The following is a 16,759-nucleotide window of genomic DNA, read 5'->3' as shown; positions in this document are numbered from 1 at the left end:
AGGGACGTTACGAGGGGGACGTTAGGAGCAGAAAAGCCGCCTCAGCGCCGGCCGGTGAGCGGCGTGTGTGTCGCGTGCGTCAAGCGCCCGGTCGTTCGGCCTGCGAAGGCCCGAGGATGAGGAACTCGTTGCCCTCGGGGTCCGAAAGGAGGTGGTGTCGGTCCGAAAGGAGGTGGTGTCGGTGTGACTCGTCCCTTCCGGGGGCCGCCGTTGAGGCACCGGCGGCCAGCAGTCGAGGCACCTCGGCCGAGGGATCGCTGTCGGCGCTGGGCGTGAGGGCCAGCTGGATGCGGTTCCGGCTCGCCTTGGGTGCCGCGGGCGGGCCCATGACCAGGGTGGGTCCGTCGCCAGCTGCCGAGGCGAGACTGACGCCCCAGTCGCCCTGGTCCACGAGGGACCAGCCGCTCGCCTCCTCCCAGAACCGACCCTGCGTGCTCGGGTCGGCGGCGTCCTGGCAGATCTGGGCGAGCCCGCTGTGGGAGCCCGTTCGCGTTCGGGGAAGGACGCAGAATTCGTTGCCCTCCGGGTCGACGAGCACTTCCCACGGCACCGTGCCCTGTCCGATGTCCACACGGGTGGCGCCCAGGGCCAGCAGGCGCCGCACTTCGTCCACGTCGCCCGCGAGATCGAGATGTACCCGGTTCTTCGCGGTCTTCGGCCGCGCCGAGGGAACGAACAGCAGGCCGATGTCGCCCGACCCGCACAGACGGATACCCGTACCGTCGGCGATCGAGCCGTCGGCAGGGGCAGAGGCAGGTACAGGGGCAGAGGCAGGGGCCGGGGGCTCCCCTTCCAGGGCCTGCGCCCAGAAGCGGGCCAGGCGCCTGGGGTCCAACGCCTCGATGACGACCGTGGTCAGCTCCGTGGGCATGCTGAGGGCTCCCGTCAGATTGTCAACTGCTCGCATCCGTAAGGGTATTAGTCGGCATACCGGCCGAGGTGGTGCTCGCAGGCGTCCCGGGCCGCGGCGGACAGCAGGTCCTGGGCGCGGGTGAACAGCCGGCACAGGGCGGGACCGTAGCGCTCGGCCAGCTCGGCGTTGTGCGCGAGCACGTCGAGTTCGTTGGCGGCGGTGATCTCGAGGAAGGCGCGCACGTCCGGTTCCGGTGGGGTGTGTTCCTGGCCGGTGAAACGGTCGCGGAAGACCACTGGTCGCCGCCCGCCCCCGAACCGTGGATACACGACGTCGCGGTCACAGCTCGCGTAGAGGTGGACCAGCGCCTCCGCCCGTTCACCGATCAGTTCGGTCAGGACTGCGCGCCCGCCGGCCTCCAACCCGCCGACGTCCAACTTGCCGACGTCCAACTCGCCGACGTCCAACAGGGTTTGGTCGAAACCGTCCGTGCCGTACGCCGCGTGGCAGAGCCCCGCGACCTGCACGGCCGGGTCGGCGTCCCACTCCCCCAACAGTCGCGCGACGCGGAGCAGGTGCTCCAGGAGCGTGCCACCGGGGTGGGGCATTCGGCCGGCGCCCCGGGCGCGCAGAAAATCCACGACGTCCGGCCACGCCGTCACACGGTCCGGGCCGCTTCCCCGGCCGCTCCCGCTCCCTCTTCTGCTTCCGTTTACCGAGGAGTCGTCGTCGCGCGGGGCGAGCCGCTGCATTACGCCGCCGCCTCGTCCGCCGCGCGGGCCACATCTGCCACCAGTCGGGCCGTGGCCGGGGTTTCCACGCCGTGGGCGGCCCCGGCCCGCAGGACGGCTCCGCCGATGGCGTCGAGTTCGAGTGGGCGTCCGGCCTCGGCGTCGCGCTGCATCGAGGACCTCATGGACTGCGGGGCGCCGTCGAAGAACGACAGCAGGTTCTCGGTGGTCACCGGCGCGCCGGCGGCCCGTGCCACGGCGGTGATCTCGTCGAGTACGGCGAGCAGTTCCGGCCTCCGCTCACTTCGTACGGATCCGAGGTCGGCCCGGTACCGGGTCGTCAGCAGAGCGAACGGGGCGAGGAAGGCGAGCTTGTCCCACATCACCGCGGTCTCGTCGGTGCGCAGTGTCACACCGAGGCCGACGTCCCGCAGACGGTCGGCGAGCCCGTCGAGCGGTGCCGCGAGTTCCAGGTGGGCGAAGGGGCTGGTGTGGAGGATGCGGCCGGGCGCCGTACGGGTGGCCTCGACCCTGATCGTCCCTGCCACGACCCTGGCCGAGGGATAGCGCCGGCGGAGTACCGCGAGATGGTCGAGGCCGTTGAGCAGCGGGAGCACCGACGCGTCGCCGAGGAGGTCGGCCGGGACCCGTTCGAGCGCCTCGTCCAAGGCGGTCTGCTTGACCGTCACGAAGACGACGTCCACCGGCTCACGCAGCCGGGTGTCGGCTGCCACCTCTGCGGTGAAGTTCCCGTACTTCGCGCTCTCGACGCGCAGGCCGTCCCGGCGGAGGGTGGCTGCGGTCCGTTCGCCGGCCAGGCAGATGGCGCGGTGGCCGGCACGGGCGAGCAGCGCGCCGATCAGACCGCCGACGCCGCCGGGTCCGAGGACGGCCACCCTCAGGTTGGTGGTGCTCATGCGTGTGCTCCTGTCCTTACGAGACCGTTGTGGGTCGGCACCTGCCGTGCTTCAGCACAGCGAGCGGGTTGCCGCCCTGAGCCCTGCAACGATGATCAAGCTGCCGGAAACCCAAGTCAATCCATGGGTTTGCTGGGAAATCCCCAAGCGATGTCTTGGGTTGGCGGTTGGCGGCAGGCAGGCAGGCAGGCAGGCAGACAGGGCGTAAGGGCAGCTCTCGCTTGAGGTCTAGCGGGCTATCCATTCCCTGGTGGTCGTCACCTCGTCGAGGATCTCGGTGAGGGGCTCGGTGCCGAGGCCTGGGCCGGTGGGAACGGTGAGGTGGCCGTCGGTGAGCACGAACGGGGGCGTGATGTCGGTGGCGAAGTAGCGGTGGGAGCCGGAAGTGTCGCCGGGGAGGGTGAAGCCGGGCAGGGCGGCGAGGGCGATGTTGGCGGCGCGGCCGATGCCGGTTTCGAGCATGCCGCCGCACCAGACGGGGATGCCGTGGGCGCGGGCGAGGTCGTGGATGCGGCGGGCCTCCAGGTAGCCGCCGACCCGGGCCGGTTTGATGTTGATGACGGAACAGGCGCCGAGGGAGATCGCCGCCGCGGCGTCGGCGGCGGACTCGATGGATTCGTCCAGGCAGATCGGGGTGCGCAGGATCTTGGCGAGCTGGGCGTGCTGGACCATGTCGTCGTTGGCCAGGGGCTGTTCGATCAGCAGCAGGTCGAAGTCGTCGAGTTTGGCGAGGTGTTGGGCGTCCACGAGGGTGTAGGCGGCGTTGGCGTCGACCTGGAGGAGGAGGTCGTCGCCGAAACGTTCACGGACGGCGCGGACCGGTTCGACGTCCCAGCCGGGTTCGATCTTCAGCTTGATGCGGACGTAGCCCTCGGTGACGTAACGTGCGACGGCGTCGAGGAGTTCCGGGACGGAGTCCATGATTCCGACGGAGACGCCGCAAGGGACGCGGTCCCGGGCGGCGCCGAGGTACGAGCCGAAGGACTCGCCGGAGATGCGCAGTTGGGCGTCCAGGACCGCGGTCTCCAGTGCGGACTTCGCCATGTGGTGGCCGGTGAAGGGCTCCAGTATCCGCCCCACGGCAGCAGCATCCACGCCGTCCTTCGGCAGGGCGGGAATGAGGAACTTGCGCAGGACGTCCTGTGCGCCGTCGACGTATTCGGAGCAGTAGCGGGGTTCCGACATGGCCGCGCATTCGGCCCAGCCCTCGCCGTCGGCGGTGACGACGCGGACCAGTAGTACGTCACGGCTGGTCTGGACGCCGAAGGAGGTGCGGAACGGTGCGACGAGCGGCATCGCGATCCGGCGCAGTTCGATCCCGGAGATCTTCATCTTCATGGTCAGGTGACTCCTGGTTGAGGGGGGTGCGGTTGTGGTCTTGGAAGATTGAGGGGTTGTGGTGTTGGGAGGTTGAGAGGCTGAGGGGTTAGGGATTTGGGGTGTGGGTTAGAGGTTTGGGGTTCAGGCAGCGGTGGTGGGATTGCGGTCGACGAGGTAGCTGCGTCGGTCGTGGAAGCCGGTGACGCGGGCGCCTTCGGCGAGCAGGCCGCCCAGGGTGTGCCGGACGGCCAGTCGCCAGGCACGGGCGGCACCGGGGTCCTGCCGGCGGAGGGCCTCGATGTCGTCGGGCAGATCAACGAGGACGGTGTCGGCGTCGGCCGGTCCGGTTTCGGGGCGGCCGCCGCGGTTCCGTAGGGCGTACGCCGCGTCGGCGGGCACGGCGGGTGTGGTGCCCGGGTCGGGTGCTTCGGCCGGTGCGGTCAGGTCCCAGGCAATCAGCACGCGGTCGGACTCGTCGCCGCCGTTGATGGCGTCGTCCATGGCGCCGTAGAAGGAGGTCAGGTACTCCTCGGGGCGGGCGCCGAGTTTGACGAGGTTGAAGTAGGCGTTGCGGCGGATGAGCGGGTCGTAGGTCCAGGTGATGCGTTGCAGGCCGCGGGCGAGCGCCCACTGGCGCTGGTGCAGTTTGAGGGCCAGGCCGATGCCGCGGCCTCCGGAGGCGCCGGTGATGTGGGAGTGCAGGGTGGTGGCCGGGGGGTCGCCGAAGAAGGCGACGGACGCGCCGACCAGCCGGCCGTCCTCGTAGGCGCCGGCCACGTAGTTGCCGGCGTGCGACAGGGCGCGCATGACCCCGGCGGAGACGGGCGGACCGGCGGTGTCCGTTCCCCAGATACCGGCGTAGAGACGGCTGGCGGTGGCGAACTCCTCCATGGCGTGGAGTTCGCGGATTTCGGGTGCGTTCATTGGTGCGTTCCTTGCAGTGCTCCGACGAGGTGGGCCAGGAGGCGGGCACGGGCGGGCATGGTGGCGGTGAGGACGTGTTCGTGATCGGCGTGGGCGCCGTCGCCCACGGCGCCGAGTCCGTCGAGGGTGGGACAGCCGGCTCCGGCGGTGTAGTTGCCGTCGGATGCGCCGCCGACCGCCGCTTGCCGCAGCGGGCCGAGGCCGAGCTGTGCGGCCTCTTCGGTGGCCAGGGCGAACAGCTCCCGGGAGGCGTCGGGATCCAACGGCGGACGATTGGGGCCGCCGTCGATCTGCAGCCGGGCGCCGCGGATCTGCGGCTGCAGGGTCCGGATGAGCTGGTCGACCGCTTCCTGTGCCGCGGCGGTGGGAACGCGCACGTCCACGTTCAATGTGGCGCGGGCGGGCACGGTGTTGCTCGCGGTGCCTGCCGACATCACGGTCGGGGTGATGGTCGTCCCGGGCCCGGTGCGCGCGGTGACGCTGTCGGCGATCTGCTGCACGGCGAGGAGTTGGTGGGCGAGTTCGGTCGCCGCGTTCACGCCCTTCTCGGGTTCCAGTCCGGAGTGGGCGGCCCGGCCGTGAACCGTGAGGTCGTACAGGGAGACGCCCTTGCGGCTGGTCTTCAACGCCCCTGCGGGGGCTGAGGGTTCGAGGACGAGGGTGGCCGTGCACTGACGCGCGAGGTCTTCGATGAGTCGGCGGGAGGTGCCTGATCCGACCTCTTCGTCGCCGGTGACCAGTACGCAGATGCCGTCCAGGGACGGGAGCGAGGCGAGGGCGTGGAACATCTGGACCAGTCCGGCCTTCATGTCGAAGACGCCGGGGCCGCGGGCGATGCCCTGCTCCACCGACCAGGGGTGGGTCTTGAGGGATCCGATCGGCCAGACGGTGTCGTGGTGGCCGAGGAGCAGGACGCGCGGCGTTCCGAAGGTCCACTGGACGTGGGTGACACCGTCGACGACCAGCAGCTGAGGCTGGGCGCCGAGCAGTCGGCCGCCCTGCGCGGCGACGACCTGGGCGCTGCGGGCCACGGCCGCGTGGTCGGCGGAGTAGGACTCGCAGACCACGAGTTCTTCGAGGTCGGCGAGCATGGCGTCGAGGCTCGCCAGATGGTCCGCGCGGGCGGATCGGGATACGGGGTCAACCGGCACGTGGGTCCTCCAGGGGTGGGATGACCGCAACGCTAGGCACGCTGACCTGGGGCGGGTTGGTAGCCCGGTGAACAATCCGGGGGGCCGGTTCGTGCCTGGATCCGAATCCGTGGAGATCGACGGTGGCTGGTGGGTCGGAGGGCCTGGTGGATCGGATGGCCTGGCTGGCACCTCTCGCAGAACCTGGGAGCGCCGTCCCAACCAGCGCCCTCCGCCTGGGGATCGCCACCGCCCGTCGGCATCGCCCCAGACGAGGGAGTGCGTGCGTCGCCGATATCCTGCCTGGCATGTCCCACTCGTATGCGGGTCTTGATGATGCGGGTCTTGATGATGCGGGCGTTGACGACGCGAGGGTTGACGATGCGGGGGTTGACGATGCGGGGGTTGCGACAGCAGCGGCCCGTGCCGGCGCGGACGTGGTGCGCAGCATGTACGGCCAGCGGCTCACCCGTATCGACAAGGGCGCCGGGGACTTCGCCACCGCCGCCGATGTAACGGCCGAGACGGCGATCCTCAGCATCATCCGCGCCGCCCGGCCCGACGACGCCGTCCTCGGCGAAGAGGGCGGACAGCAGGGCGCCACCAAGGCCGCGCGCCAGTGGCTGGTGGATCCCTTGTGCGGCACGCTGAATTACGCCGTCGGCACCATGCTGGTGGCCGTCAACGTGGGGCTGCGCGACGGGGCGGCCGCGGTGGCCGACCCGTTCAGCGGCGAGGTCTTCTTCACCGACGGTGAAACCGCCTGGTTGCGGCATGACGGTCCCGGTCCCGATGCCCGGCTGGCCCCCTCACCCGCCAGTCAACTCGTCGACGTCAATCTGGACCCGCCGTTCCCCAACGCACCTGGTTTCCGGGCCGTGGACCTGCTGGCCCACCCCTCATTCGGGGAACGGTTCCGCCCCCGGGTCGCCTCCACGACGCTGGCGTTGGCCTGGGTCGCCGCCGGCAAGCGCGCCGCCTACGTCACGGACGGCGGCGACCTGTCCGGGAGCGTGCACTTTGCCGCCGGCATCGCCCTCTGCCGGGCCGCCGGCTGCGTGGTCACGGGGATCGACGGCGCCCCGATCGGTCAGGCAGGTCGCGGACTCGTCGCGGCTGCCGACGGCGAAACCCACCACCTTCTGATGTCGATGATCCGCAGCAGACGTCAGGGCAGCGCCTGAGACATCACCGCCGGGCTGTCGCCTCAACTGACCTTGCCACTGCGCTACTCGGCCACTCGGCTAGCGGTCACCGGGCCGTTGCGGACGGAGACGTCCCGTGCAGACGGAGTTGGAGCATCGCCGCAAACCGGGCGGACGGATCCTGCAGGTCCAGCTGTCCCACCTCGGCCACCCGACGGATGCGGTAGCGGAACGTGTTGGGGTGGACGAACACGCTCGCGGAGGCGGCGATGACGTCTCCGAAGGCGTCCAGCCACGCCCGCAGGGTCTCGACGAGGTGGGCGTTGTGCTGGGCGTCGTAGGCCGCCAGCCGGGCGAGCGGCCCGCAGAGTTCGTCGCGGTTGGCGATCGCGAGGTCCCGGATCTCCAGGAGGAGGGCGTCGACGTATACGTCGGCGATCGAGGCGACGCGCTGGACGCTCTCGCCGCTCAGCAGTACGCGCAGCGCCCGGTCGGCGTTGGCCCGGGAGCGCGGGAGGGCGGCGGGCTCCTGGGCGACCGAGCCGATGCCGATGACGGCGCCGGCCCGGTCACCGGTGCGCTGCAGGAAGTTCGCCGCCACCTGCACGGCGCGTTCCCGGGCGTGGGCCGGATCGCCGGTCACCGGGAACAGTGCGTACGCCACGTCGCCGAGCAGCGCCACCGCGGAACGGGGTTGGACGGCGGTGAGGTGGACGGCCAGGGCGCCCGTGAGGCGCTGGCGCTCGGCGGTGAGGTGAGCATGATCGTCGCCGGCGCCTGGGCCCAGTCCCATGGCCATGACCAGGGTGGGTTCGTTCACCAGCCCCAGCCGACCGAGCGCATCGACCGCCCCTCCCCCGCCCTCCAGCGCGGTGGCGACGAGGTCGGCGCGCAGCCGGTTCTCGGCGTCGGTGCCCGCGCGGAACCGGAGCATGTGGAGCGCCGCGAGCTTGGCCGCCTCCCGGAACGCCTGGTCGCGCTCCGGTGTGAGCGGTTGCCGCAGCGCCGCCCACAACGACCCCAGGATCTCGTCCCCCGCACGCACCGCGATCGCCACGCGTGGCAGCGCGACCTCGTCACCGACGGTCGGCGGGGGAATGTGCACCGGGCCGTCACTGCGGTACAGCTGCTTGAAGGCCCCGCTCTCCTCATGGGCGCGCAGATAGCGCTCGGGCACCTGCCGGGCCAGGATGCTCTCCACACGGGCTGTGTCCGCCTCGTCCTGCCGGCCGGAGAAGGCCAGGATCCGCGAGCTGCGGTCCTCGATGGTGATCGGGGCGTCCAGCAGGGTGGCGATCGCGTTCGCCAGCGCGAAGAGGTCACCGGACGGCACGCCGCCGAGCGTGTGTGCGCCCGCTTCGCCGACGTCCCCCTCGGACAGCAGGGTGCGCAGCATCGCAGCCAGCTGGGCCCAGGACGCTCCCCGGGTCAGGGCCAGCAGCGCCACACCGGTCTCGGCCACGACCGGTCCGAGCTCGCCCGCGTCCTCGACCGGGCCCCGGACCACCAGGGCCGCGGCCCGATGAACGGCGAGGTCCCGTAGGAGCCGGGAGATCTGCTCGGCTCCATGGACACCGACGCCGAGCACGATGGCGCGCTGCGGATAGTGCTGCTCGTCATACGGGTCGTGGATGCCGACGCCACCGATCTCTCCGGCCGCCTCGGCGCCGCCGTGCAACAGGTCCAGGAGGGTGGAGCCGAAGTCCTTGAGCACCCGGCTCAAGCTTCTGGCGGGGTGCGTCGACATGCGCCTGATCATCTCCGCAGGTTAGGGCCGTCACGGTCCCCCGGCTTGGTGCGTGCGGACGAGGATAGGCGAGCGAATCCGTATCTCCGAACGAACCCAGGTGATCACCAACCCGAGCGATCATGGATCCGGTGGATCACGGACTCGGATCTCCGCGCACGCGCCGACGACCACCTTTCCCCTGCCCGCAGCGTCTCAGCAGCCTCGGCAGCCCACCGTTCAGGTCCCTCCGGGTCCGCTCCACCCTTCACCGCGCGGACCGCCGCACCGAACGTACTCCCGCTGAACACCGGCGGGCACTGGTTCACTCGACGTCCAGCCGAGCACGGCGCGCTCGTACCACCGTTGTCGGCGATAGCTCAGCCATGTCCCGCTTTTTCGGAAGAATCCTTCCCGCTCACCCATAAGAGCGTGGTCCGGCTGCGAGTTGTTTCCGGCCCTGCCCGCGTGACCATGTTCGTCGTCACGAGGGTTGGGGCCGGAGGCCACGGAGGCTGTGCTGCGCCGACGGCGGCGTGGGGGTGAGGTCTTGAGAACCCATCCCTGGCTGTCGACGGCCAGGCCGTGGCCGGGTCCCGGCTCCGATGTCCAGGGCAGGAGCTCTGGGTAGGGCGAACGCAGGGTAGGGCTATGCACCTGACTCCACACGAACAAGAGCGCCTGATGATCCATGTGGCGGCGGACGTCGCCGAGAAGCGTCGGGCCCGGGGGATCCGGCTCAACTACCCCGAGACCGTCGCGCTGTTGACCGTCCACGTCCTCGAGGGCGCCCGCGACGGGAGAACCGTCGCCGACCTCATGTCTTCCGGGCGGAAGCTGCTGACCCGTGAGGAGGTCATGGAGGGCGTCCCGGAAATGATCAAGAACGTACAGGTGGAGGCCACGTTTCCGGACGGCACGAAGCTGGTCACCGTCCACGATCCTTTCCCGGAAGCGGGCAAGGACGACGAGCCGCTGGTCTCACCGGGCAAGGTGGACTACTCCACGGAGCCGGGCGACGAGTTCGTGCGCTTCAACGAGGACCGCGAGGTCACTCCCCTACCCGTCAACAACCCGTGTGACCGTCCCGTCCAGGTCGGTTCGCACTACCACTTCGCCGAAGCCAACCCCGGCCTGGAATTCGACCGTGATGCCGCCTGGGGCAAGCGCCTGCACATCCCGGCCGGCAGCTCCGTGCGCTTCGAGCCCAACGTGCCGGAGCATGTCGAACTGGTCCCCATCGAGGGCAAGCGCGAGGTGCACGGCCTTCGCGGCGAGGTCGGCGGCCCCCTCATCGGCACCCGACCTTCATCCACTGAGCGTGGCTCATCCGCCGAGCAGGCTTCATCCGCCGAGGTCGGGGGTGAGCTCAATGACTGAGTGCTGCCCTGAGCCTCCCAAGCCTTCCGATCCCCTGACCCGCGTCCAGTACGCGGACCGGTTCGGACCGACGACCCGCGACCGTATCCGTCTCGCCGACACCGAGCTGCGGATCGAGATCGAGGATGACTGGGCCGGCGGTCCCGGGCGCAGCGGGAACGAGATGGTCTTCGGCGGCGGCAAGGTGATCCGTGAGTCGATGGGGCAGTCCATTGCGCCGCGCGACCGGCGCGGCGCACGTGATGCTGACGAGCCCGTCGGGGCCGACGAATCCGGTGATGCCGACGCCGGCGACGTCGTCGAGCCTCCCGACACCGTCATCACCGGTGCCGTCATCCTGGACCACTGGGGCATCGTCAAGGCCGATGTCGGCCTCCGCGACGGTCACATCACCGCGCTGGGCAAGGCGTACAACGACGAGACCATGGACCGCCTCCATGACGGGGCCGGCAAGCACAATGACGTCGGCCCGACACCCACGGATTTCGTCATCGGTCCGGAGACGGAGGTCATTGCGGGCAACGGGAAGATCCTCACCGCCGGCGGGGTCGACACGCACGTCCACTTCATCTGCCCCGAGCAGGTCGGTGAGGCGCTCTCCGCGGGTGTCACCACGCTCATCGGCGGTGGTACGGGGCCGGCGGAGGGCAGTACCGCCACCACGGTCACGCCCGGTTGCTGGCACATCGCCCGCACCTTCGAGGCGCTGGATGCCTTCCCGGTCAACGTCGGACTGCTCGGCAAGGGTGCCACCATGTCCGAGGAGTCCATGTACAACCAGGTGGATGCGGGCATCATCGGCTTCAAGATCCACGAGGACTGGGGTGCCACCCCGGCCGCGCTCAAGAAGTGTCTGGAGGTCTGCGAGGAGACCGGGGTTCAACTGGCCCTGCACGCCGACTCGTTGAATGAAGCAGGCTTCGTCGACGACACCATCGCGGCGATCGACGGCAGTGACGGCAGCGATGGCCGCCCCGTTCGCTCCCTCCATGTCTTCCATGTCGAGGGCGCCGGCGGCGGCCACGCCCCCGACATGATCAAAATGGTGAAGGAGCCGAATGTCCTGCCCGCCTCCACCAATCCCACCCGGCCGCTGACCATCAACACGGTCAGGGAGCACTTCGACATGGTGATGGTCTGCCATCACCTCAACCCGAAGATCGAGGAGGATCTGGCCTTCGCGGACTCCCGGATCCGCCCCTCCACGATGGCCGCCGAGGACATCCTGCACGACCTCGGCGCCATCTCGATCATGTCCTCCGACGCCCAGGCCATGGGCCGCATCGGCGAGATGATCACACGCACCTGGCAGACCGCGCACGTCATGAAGGTCCGCCGGGGCTTCCTGGAGGAGGACAGGCTGCCGGAGGAGGAGCGGCCGACGGGTGAAAAGGGGGCCGACAACAGGCGCGCCCGCCGGTACGTCGCGAAGTACACCATCAACCCGGCGATCGCCCAGGGCATCGATGCGGTGGTCGGCTCCGTGGAACCCGGCAAGCTGGCCGACCTGGTGCTGTGGGAGCCGAAGTTCTTCGGCGTCAAGCCACATCAGGTCATCAAGGGCGGGCAGATCGCGTACGCGCAGGTGGGCGACGCCAACGCCTCCATCCCCACCCCGCAACCGGTACTCCCCCGCGCCGTGTGGGGAGCCACCGGCCTGGCGCCTCGCTCCACCTCGTTCAACTTCGTCACGCAACGGGCCATCGACAGCGGCTTGCCCGAACGGCTCTCGCTGGGCAAGAAGTTCAAGGCCATCACCAGCACGCGTGGCATCCGCAAGGCGGACATGAAGGAGAACGACGCGACCCCCGACGTCCGGATCGATCCCGACACCTACGAGGTGATCGCCGGGGGCATGAAGGTGGAGGACGTGACGACCCGCGTCGAGGGCCAGACCGTCGAGCGGAGCTATCCCAGCGAACTCCCCATGGCACAGCGGTACTTCCTCTTCTGAGGCACCGAGCGCCGGACGATGCACACGCAGCACGGAGCCGGTGCCCTGACACCAGTGACGAAAGGTGACCCGCGAAAGAATGAGCCGTGCCGCACTGCTCGTCCTGGCCGATGGCCGATTCCCCGCCGGAGGGCACGCACACTCCGGCGGGGCCGAACCCGCCGTGGCAGCGGGCCTGGTCAACGACAGGCACTCGCTGGAGGACTTCTGCCGGGGGCGCCTGCACACCGCGGGCCTGGTCGCGGCGGCGCTTGCTGCCGCGGCCGCCGCGGGCCATGATCCGGTGGCGCTCGACGAGGCCGCCGACGCCCGCACACCCGTCCTGGCGCTACGGATCACCGCCCGCAAACTGGGACGACAGATGATGCGGGCCGCCCGCGCGACCTGGCCCTCGGCCGAGCTGGACGCACTGGCCGCGGCCCGGCCGCAGGGCGCGCACCAGCCGGTGGTGCTGGGGCTGGCCGCGCGGTCCGCCGGGCTTTCCCCGCTGGATGCCGCGTACGCGACGGCGTACGAAGCCCTCAGCGGACCGGCCACCGCGGCGGTCCGGCTACTGAGCCTGGACCCTTTCGACGCCACCGGGGCCCTCGCCCGACTCGCTCCCGACCTCGATCGGACCGCCGCGGCGGCGGCCGCCGCTGCAGCACGCGTCCCGGCCGAGGGGCTCGATGCGCTGCCCGCCGCGTCCGCGCCGCTGCTCGACATCACCGCGCAGCAGCACGCCGCCTGGCCGACACGCCTCTTCGCCTCCTGACCTCCAAGAACCCGAAGACGCCACACCTCACGCAGGTCTCAAGAGCCCATGAACGCCCCACCTCACGCAGGACTGGAGTTTGTATGCACCGTGACCACGACGAGACGTTTCCCGAGCGCCACACCTACAGCGCCGCCGACCGGGTACGGCCCGGAGGGCACCCGCGCGCCCTGCGCATCGGCCTGGGCGGACCCGTCGGCTCGGGGAAGACCGCAACGGTGGCCGCGCTGTGCCGTGCGCTGCGCGACGAGCTGTCCATCGCCGTCGTCACCAACGACATCTACACCCGCGAAGATGCCGCATTCCTGCTCCGCGAGGCGGTACTGCCCGCCGAGCGGATCTCCGCTGTAGAGACCGGCGCGTGCCCGCACACGGCGATCCGTGACGACATTTCGGCCAACCTGGAGGCAGTGGAGGATCTGGAGGCTGCGTTCTCCTGCGAGGGGACGGGACCCCTCGATCTGGTGCTGGTGGAGTCGGGCGGCGACAACCTCACCGCGACCTTCTCCAAGGGCCTGGTCGACTTCCAGATCTTCGTCATCGACGTCGCCGGCGGCGACGACATTCCCCGCAAGGGCGGCCCCGGCGTCACCACCGCCGACCTCCTGGTGATCAACAAGACCGACCTCGCCCCCTACGTCGGCTCCGACCTGGAAGCCATGGCCCGCGATGCCAAGACCCAGCGCGGCGAACTCCCCGTCGTCTTCACCTCCCTCACCACCGGTGACGGCATCAAGCCCGTCACCGACTGGGTCCGCGCACGACTCACCGACTGGAGTGCCGGCCCCGCATGACCCTCACCCGGCCACACACCGCACCTGCCCCTGACCGGTCCGCCCCGGGGGTACGCGCCACCGCCCGCATCCTGGCCGCCGTCAGGGGCGGCACCACCGCCCTGCCCGTCCTCGACGGAGACGGCCCCTTCGAACTGCGCCGCCTGAATACCCACGGGACCCAGGCCCGGGTGTGCGTCGTCGGCGCCATGAGCGCCCCCCTCGGCGGCGACCGGCTGCGGATCGAAGCCACCGTCCAACAGGGCGCGGCACTGCACCTCACCTCCGCCGCCGCGACCCTCGCCCTCCGCGGCCCGACCTCCGCACCCGCCAGCTACGACGTGCACCTGACCGTTGGAGAGCACGCGCAGCTCCACTGGCTGCCCAAACCGCTGATCTGCGCGGCCGGCAGCGATCTGCGCCAGATCTGGACGATCGACCTCGCCCCCACCGCCCGGCTCGTACTTCGCGAGGAACAGATCCTCGGACGCACCGGCGAGTCCCCCGGCCATCTGACGACTCGCCTCACTGTCCGCCGAGGTGGGCGCACCCTGTTGGACCAGCAGGCCGCATACGGGCCGGGCGAACCCGGCTGGGACGGCCCGGCAGTCCTCGCGGGCCACCGCGCAACCGGCCAACTCCTCGTCGTCGACCCGGACTTCGAGGCAGACACCCCCGAAGTCCAGCTCCTCGGCGACGCCCCGCAAGACGGCCAAGCCGTACGGACCCCCCTCGCCGGCCCCGCCACCCTCGTCACCGCCGTCGCCCCGGACGGCCTCCGCCTGCGCCACCTCCTCACCACCCACCTCCTCACCACCGCACAGATCGACTCCGGCCAGCCCCTCGCACGCGGCAACCCGCACTGATCCGGGCGTCACACCAACGCGGGCTATCGCTCACCCGGCCCGCCACATGCTCAGGCGGCCCATGGACTCATGACGGCCGGAGGAATCACCGATGACGGGGGGGGACATTCCCGGCGGGGACATGGTGCGATGCGAAGGACAAGCTGATGGGTTCCTTCGACCTGGGCAGCTCTGACTTGGTCAGATCTGCCCAGGTCAGGTCTGACCTGGGCGGATTCGATCTGGGCGGACGCGTAACCCTGGTGACGGCGCTACCAGCGGCATCGGATCCGCCACCGCGGCGCTCCCTGAAGCTCCCGGTTGGCTGAAGTCTCCGGCCGACTGAAGCCTCCGACTGCCCGGCCGCCCGGCCGCTCAGCCGCCCGACCGCTCAGCCCCGCTCCGCCAGTCGGCTCACTGCTCGGTCCGGTTCACCCGGATCAGCGTCTGCTGCCCGTTGGCGACGAGGTTCCGCCGGTCGTGCTGGACTCCGAACACCTCCAACTGGCATACAGTCAGGGTGCGTCCGGACTTCAGGACCGTCCCGACCGCCTCGATGTGGGCGCCGACCGCAGGCGCCAAGAGGTTGATCTTGTACTCGACGGTGAGCACGTCGGTGTCCTCGGGGAACAGCGTGAAGGCGGCGTAGCCACCGGCGCTGTCCGCGATGGCGCTGGTGGCACCGGCGTGGAAGTAGCCGTGCTGCTGGGTCACTTCGGGGCGGCCGGGGAGCACGATACGTACCCGGCCGGGGCCGATGTGGGCTATCCGGGCCCCGAGGTGGCTCATCAGCCCCTGGCGGTCGAAGCTGTCCTGGATGCGCTTCTGCACCTCGGGGCTCGCCTCTTCCGGCTGCGTCTGATCTTCCACGTACTCTCCTTCGACGGACATCACAGTGTGGCGACGGACACGACAATTTGCGTGTACGAGGGTGACGCGGGCCGATCAGCCGGCGAGGCGTTCCACCAGCAGGAACGCGCCGATGACGATCATCATGACACCGGAGACCCGGGTCACCGCCCGGGCCGCCGAAGGGCGGGTCCTCAGGACGGTGCGGGCCAGGACGCCGACGGCGAGGTAGACCAGGGCGCAGGCCGTCATGTGGAGCGTGCCGAGCAACCCGGTCTGCGCGGCGACGGGCCAGCCGCCGGCCGGGTTGATGAACTGCGGGAACAGCGAGAAGTACAGCAACAGCGCCTTGGGATTCAGGCCGCTGATCCCGGCACCCTTGAGCATGACCCGCCCGCGCGAAACGGGCATTGCCGTGGGCACCATTGCCGAGGACGCCACCGTCGAGGAGCCCACCGCCGAGGACGCCACCGTCGAGGAGCCCACCACCGAGGAGCCCACCACCGAGGAGCCCACCGCCGAGGACGCCAATGTCGAGGAGGCCACCGCTGGGGAGCCCACCGTCGAGGACGCCGTCGTCTCCGTGGCCGCGCCCAGGACCGCCGGCCGCGACAGCACGCCCCAGCCCAGCCACATCAGGTAGGCGGCGCCGGCGACGGTCAGCACGGTGAGCACGGTCGCCGAGCTCGCCACGATCACCACCAGACCGGCCACGGCGAGCAGCGTGTATCCCGCGTATCCGGCTATCAGCCCGGCCACCGCAGGGACGACCGACCGGTCCCGCAGCCCCGCCGAGATCGCATAGGCCCAGTCCGCGCCCGGTGTGAACACCAGCAGCAGATCCACCGCCAGAAAAGCCGCCAGCGTCGTCGTGTGCATCGATGGTTTCCTCTCACGTTCCTTGCTCTGAGAGGAAACCTAGGCTGGACCTGCCGGAAAGTGTTGCTGTTCTTACCCCATGATCGCGCTCACTGAGGGAGAATCTTCTCCATGGATGCCCTCGACCGGAAAATTCTTACCGAGTTGCAGCTGGACGGCCGCCTGACCGTCACCGAGCTGGCCGCCCGCGTGCAGCTGAGCGTCTCGCCCTGCCACCGCCGCCTGCGCGACCTCGAACGGGAGGGCGCGATCCGCGGCTACCGCGCCGTCGTCGACCCGGCCGCCATCGGCCTGAACTTCGAGGCCCTCGTCTTCGCCACCCTGCGCTGGGAGGACCGCGACACCGTCACCGCCTTCGAAGAGGCCGTGACCGCCATCCCGCACGTCCTCCAGGCCCAGCGCCTCTTCGGCGAACCGGACTACCTCCTGCGCGTCGCCACCACCGACCTGGGCGCCTACCAGCAGCTCTACGACGAGCAGCTGGCCAAGCTGCCGGGCGTCCAGCGACTGACCTCCACGCTCGTGATGAAGAACGTCATCGACGACCGGCCATTGCCCGAATGACCGACCGTTGCCCGA

At 70.2% G+C, this 16,759-nt stretch carries 15 protein-coding genes and 1 pseudogene; 7 read left to right on the top strand and 9 right to left on the bottom strand.

Annotated features, from left to right (window positions below; translation table 11 throughout):
• Positions 1-79: 79 nt before the first annotated feature.
• The 6 genes from ACFV1J_RS05400 to ACFV1J_RS05375 form a co-directional block, all read right to left on the bottom strand.
• Positions 80-871 carry a VOC family protein gene (locus ACFV1J_RS05400; protein WP_385855890.1) on the bottom strand — a complete coding sequence of 264 codons (792 nt, stop codon included), beginning with the start codon at positions 869-871 and terminating at the stop codon, positions 80-82.
• Positions 872-918: 47 nt separating this feature from the next.
• The gene (locus ACFV1J_RS05395; RefSeq protein WP_385856009.1) at positions 919-1,494 is read right to left on the bottom strand and encodes a DUF6817 domain-containing protein; all 576 of its coding nucleotides are present in this window, start codon (positions 1,492-1,494) and stop codon (positions 919-921) included.
• A 110-nt stretch (positions 1,495-1,604) separates the two neighbouring features.
• Complete coding sequence (locus ACFV1J_RS05390) at positions 1,605-2,501, bottom strand: ketopantoate reductase family protein (protein ID WP_385855889.1); 897 nt, start codon at positions 2,499-2,501, stop codon at positions 1,605-1,607.
• 228 nt (positions 2,502-2,729) lie between these two features.
• Positions 2,730-3,833, bottom strand: coding sequence for an o-succinylbenzoate synthase (gene menC, locus ACFV1J_RS05385; protein WP_385856008.1), 1,104 nt, complete (start codon positions 3,831-3,833; stop codon positions 2,730-2,732).
• Between the two features lie 129 nt (positions 3,834-3,962).
• Positions 3,963-4,745 (bottom strand): GNAT family N-acetyltransferase, encoded by a 783-nt coding sequence (locus ACFV1J_RS05380; protein ID WP_385855888.1) that lies wholly within the window; start codon positions 4,743-4,745, stop codon positions 3,963-3,965.
• Positions 4,742-5,836 (bottom strand): M20 family metallopeptidase, encoded by a 1,095-nt coding sequence (locus ACFV1J_RS05375; RefSeq protein WP_385856007.1) that lies wholly within the window; start codon positions 5,834-5,836, stop codon positions 4,742-4,744. Before ACFV1J_RS05375 ends, ACFV1J_RS05380 begins: the two co-directional genes overlap by 4 nt.
• Before the next feature lie 422 nt (positions 5,837-6,258).
• Here ACFV1J_RS05375 and ACFV1J_RS05370 point away from each other — a divergent pair.
• Positions 6,259-7,059, top strand: a pseudogene (locus ACFV1J_RS05370) (inositol monophosphatase family protein); the annotation flags it as partial.
• 67 nt (positions 7,060-7,126) lie between these two features.
• Here the strand turns inward: ACFV1J_RS05370 and ACFV1J_RS05365 are convergent.
• Positions 7,127-8,767, bottom strand: coding sequence for a PucR family transcriptional regulator (locus tag ACFV1J_RS05365; protein WP_385855887.1), 1,641 nt, complete (start codon positions 8,765-8,767; stop codon positions 7,127-7,129).
• 630 nt (positions 8,768-9,397) lie between these two features.
• On the opposite strand from ACFV1J_RS05365, the gene ACFV1J_RS05360 reads away from it, so the two are divergent.
• The 5 genes from ACFV1J_RS05360 to ACFV1J_RS05340 all read left to right on the top strand — a co-directional run bounded on the left by ACFV1J_RS05360 (position 9,398) and on the right by ACFV1J_RS05340 (position 14,473).
• Positions 9,398-10,126: an urease subunit gamma gene (locus tag ACFV1J_RS05360; RefSeq protein ID WP_385855886.1), complete on the top strand. Its 729-nt coding sequence runs from the start codon at positions 9,398-9,400 to the stop codon at positions 10,124-10,126.
• Positions 10,119-12,080, top strand: coding sequence for an urease subunit alpha (gene ureC / locus ACFV1J_RS05355; RefSeq protein ID WP_385855885.1), 1,962 nt, complete (start codon positions 10,119-10,121; stop codon positions 12,078-12,080). Before ACFV1J_RS05360 ends, ureC begins: the two co-directional genes overlap by 8 nt.
• Positions 12,081-12,159: 79 nt before the next feature.
• Positions 12,160-12,834, top strand: a complete 675-nt coding sequence (locus ACFV1J_RS05350) for an urease accessory protein UreF (protein ID WP_385855884.1) — start codon at positions 12,160-12,162, stop codon at positions 12,832-12,834.
• Positions 12,835-12,917: 83 nt separating this feature from the next.
• Positions 12,918-13,628, top strand: coding sequence for an urease accessory protein UreG (gene ureG, locus ACFV1J_RS05345; RefSeq protein ID WP_385855883.1), 711 nt, complete (start codon positions 12,918-12,920; stop codon positions 13,626-13,628).
• Entirely contained in the window at positions 13,625-14,473 is an 849-nt protein-coding gene (locus ACFV1J_RS05340; protein WP_385855882.1) for an urease accessory protein UreD, read from the top strand. Before ureG ends, ACFV1J_RS05340 begins: the two co-directional genes overlap by 4 nt.
• Before the next feature lie 393 nt (positions 14,474-14,866).
• Here the strand turns inward: ACFV1J_RS05340 and ACFV1J_RS05335 are convergent, their stop codons facing one another.
• Positions 14,867-15,322: a PaaI family thioesterase gene (locus ACFV1J_RS05335; protein WP_385855881.1), complete on the bottom strand. Its 456-nt coding sequence runs from the start codon at positions 15,320-15,322 to the stop codon at positions 14,867-14,869.
• A gap of 75 nt (positions 15,323-15,397) precedes the next feature.
• Complete coding sequence (locus ACFV1J_RS05330) at positions 15,398-16,180, bottom strand: LysE family translocator (protein WP_385855880.1); 783 nt, start codon at positions 16,178-16,180, stop codon at positions 15,398-15,400.
• 111 nt (positions 16,181-16,291) lie between these two features.
• Between ACFV1J_RS05330 and ACFV1J_RS05325 the strand changes: the two genes are divergently transcribed.
• Positions 16,292-16,744, top strand: a complete 453-nt coding sequence (locus tag ACFV1J_RS05325; protein WP_385855878.1) for an Lrp/AsnC family transcriptional regulator — start codon at positions 16,292-16,294, stop codon at positions 16,742-16,744.
• Positions 16,745-16,759 lie beyond the last annotated feature (15 nt).

This window comes from Streptomyces sp. NPDC059649 (genome assembly GCF_042734445.1).
Lineage (GTDB): Bacteria > Actinomycetota > Actinomycetes > Streptomycetales > Streptomycetaceae > Streptomyces.
This window is presented reverse-complemented; position numbering and strand designations above follow the sequence as displayed.

Coding starts and splice junctions, on each gene's coding strand:
- ureG (WP_385855883.1), top strand. CDS start 12,918: ATGCACCGTGACCACGACGAGACGTTTCCCGAGCGCCACACCTACAGC.
- ACFV1J_RS05325 (WP_385855878.1), top strand. CDS start 16,292: ATGGATGCCCTCGACCGGAAAATTCTTACCGAGTTGCAGCTGGACGGC.
- ureC (WP_385855885.1), top strand. CDS start 10,119: ATGACTGAGTGCTGCCCTGAGCCTCCCAAGCCTTCCGATCCCCTGACC.
- ACFV1J_RS05375 (WP_385856007.1), bottom strand. CDS start 5,836: ATGCTCGCCGACCTCGAAGAACTCGTGGTCTGCGAGTCCTACTCCGCC.
- ACFV1J_RS05365 (WP_385855887.1), bottom strand. CDS start 8,767: ATGTCGACGCACCCCGCCAGAAGCTTGAGCCGGGTGCTCAAGGACTTC.
- ACFV1J_RS05390 (WP_385855889.1), bottom strand. CDS start 2,501: ATGAGCACCACCAACCTGAGGGTGGCCGTCCTCGGACCCGGCGGCGTC.
- ACFV1J_RS05400 (WP_385855890.1), bottom strand. CDS start 871: ATGCCCACGGAGCTGACCACGGTCGTCATCGAGGCGTTGGACCCCAGG.
- ACFV1J_RS05380 (WP_385855888.1), bottom strand. CDS start 4,745: ATGAACGCACCCGAAATCCGCGAACTCCACGCCATGGAGGAGTTCGCC.
- ACFV1J_RS05350 (WP_385855884.1), top strand. CDS start 12,160: ATGAGCCGTGCCGCACTGCTCGTCCTGGCCGATGGCCGATTCCCCGCC.
- ACFV1J_RS05360 (WP_385855886.1), top strand. CDS start 9,398: ATGCACCTGACTCCACACGAACAAGAGCGCCTGATGATCCATGTGGCG.
- menC (WP_385856008.1), bottom strand. CDS start 3,833: ATGAAGATCTCCGGGATCGAACTGCGCCGGATCGCGATGCCGCTCGTC.
- ACFV1J_RS05330 (WP_385855880.1), bottom strand. CDS start 16,180: ATGCACACGACGACGCTGGCGGCTTTTCTGGCGGTGGATCTGCTGCTG.
- ACFV1J_RS05340 (WP_385855882.1), top strand. CDS start 13,625: ATGACCCTCACCCGGCCACACACCGCACCTGCCCCTGACCGGTCCGCC.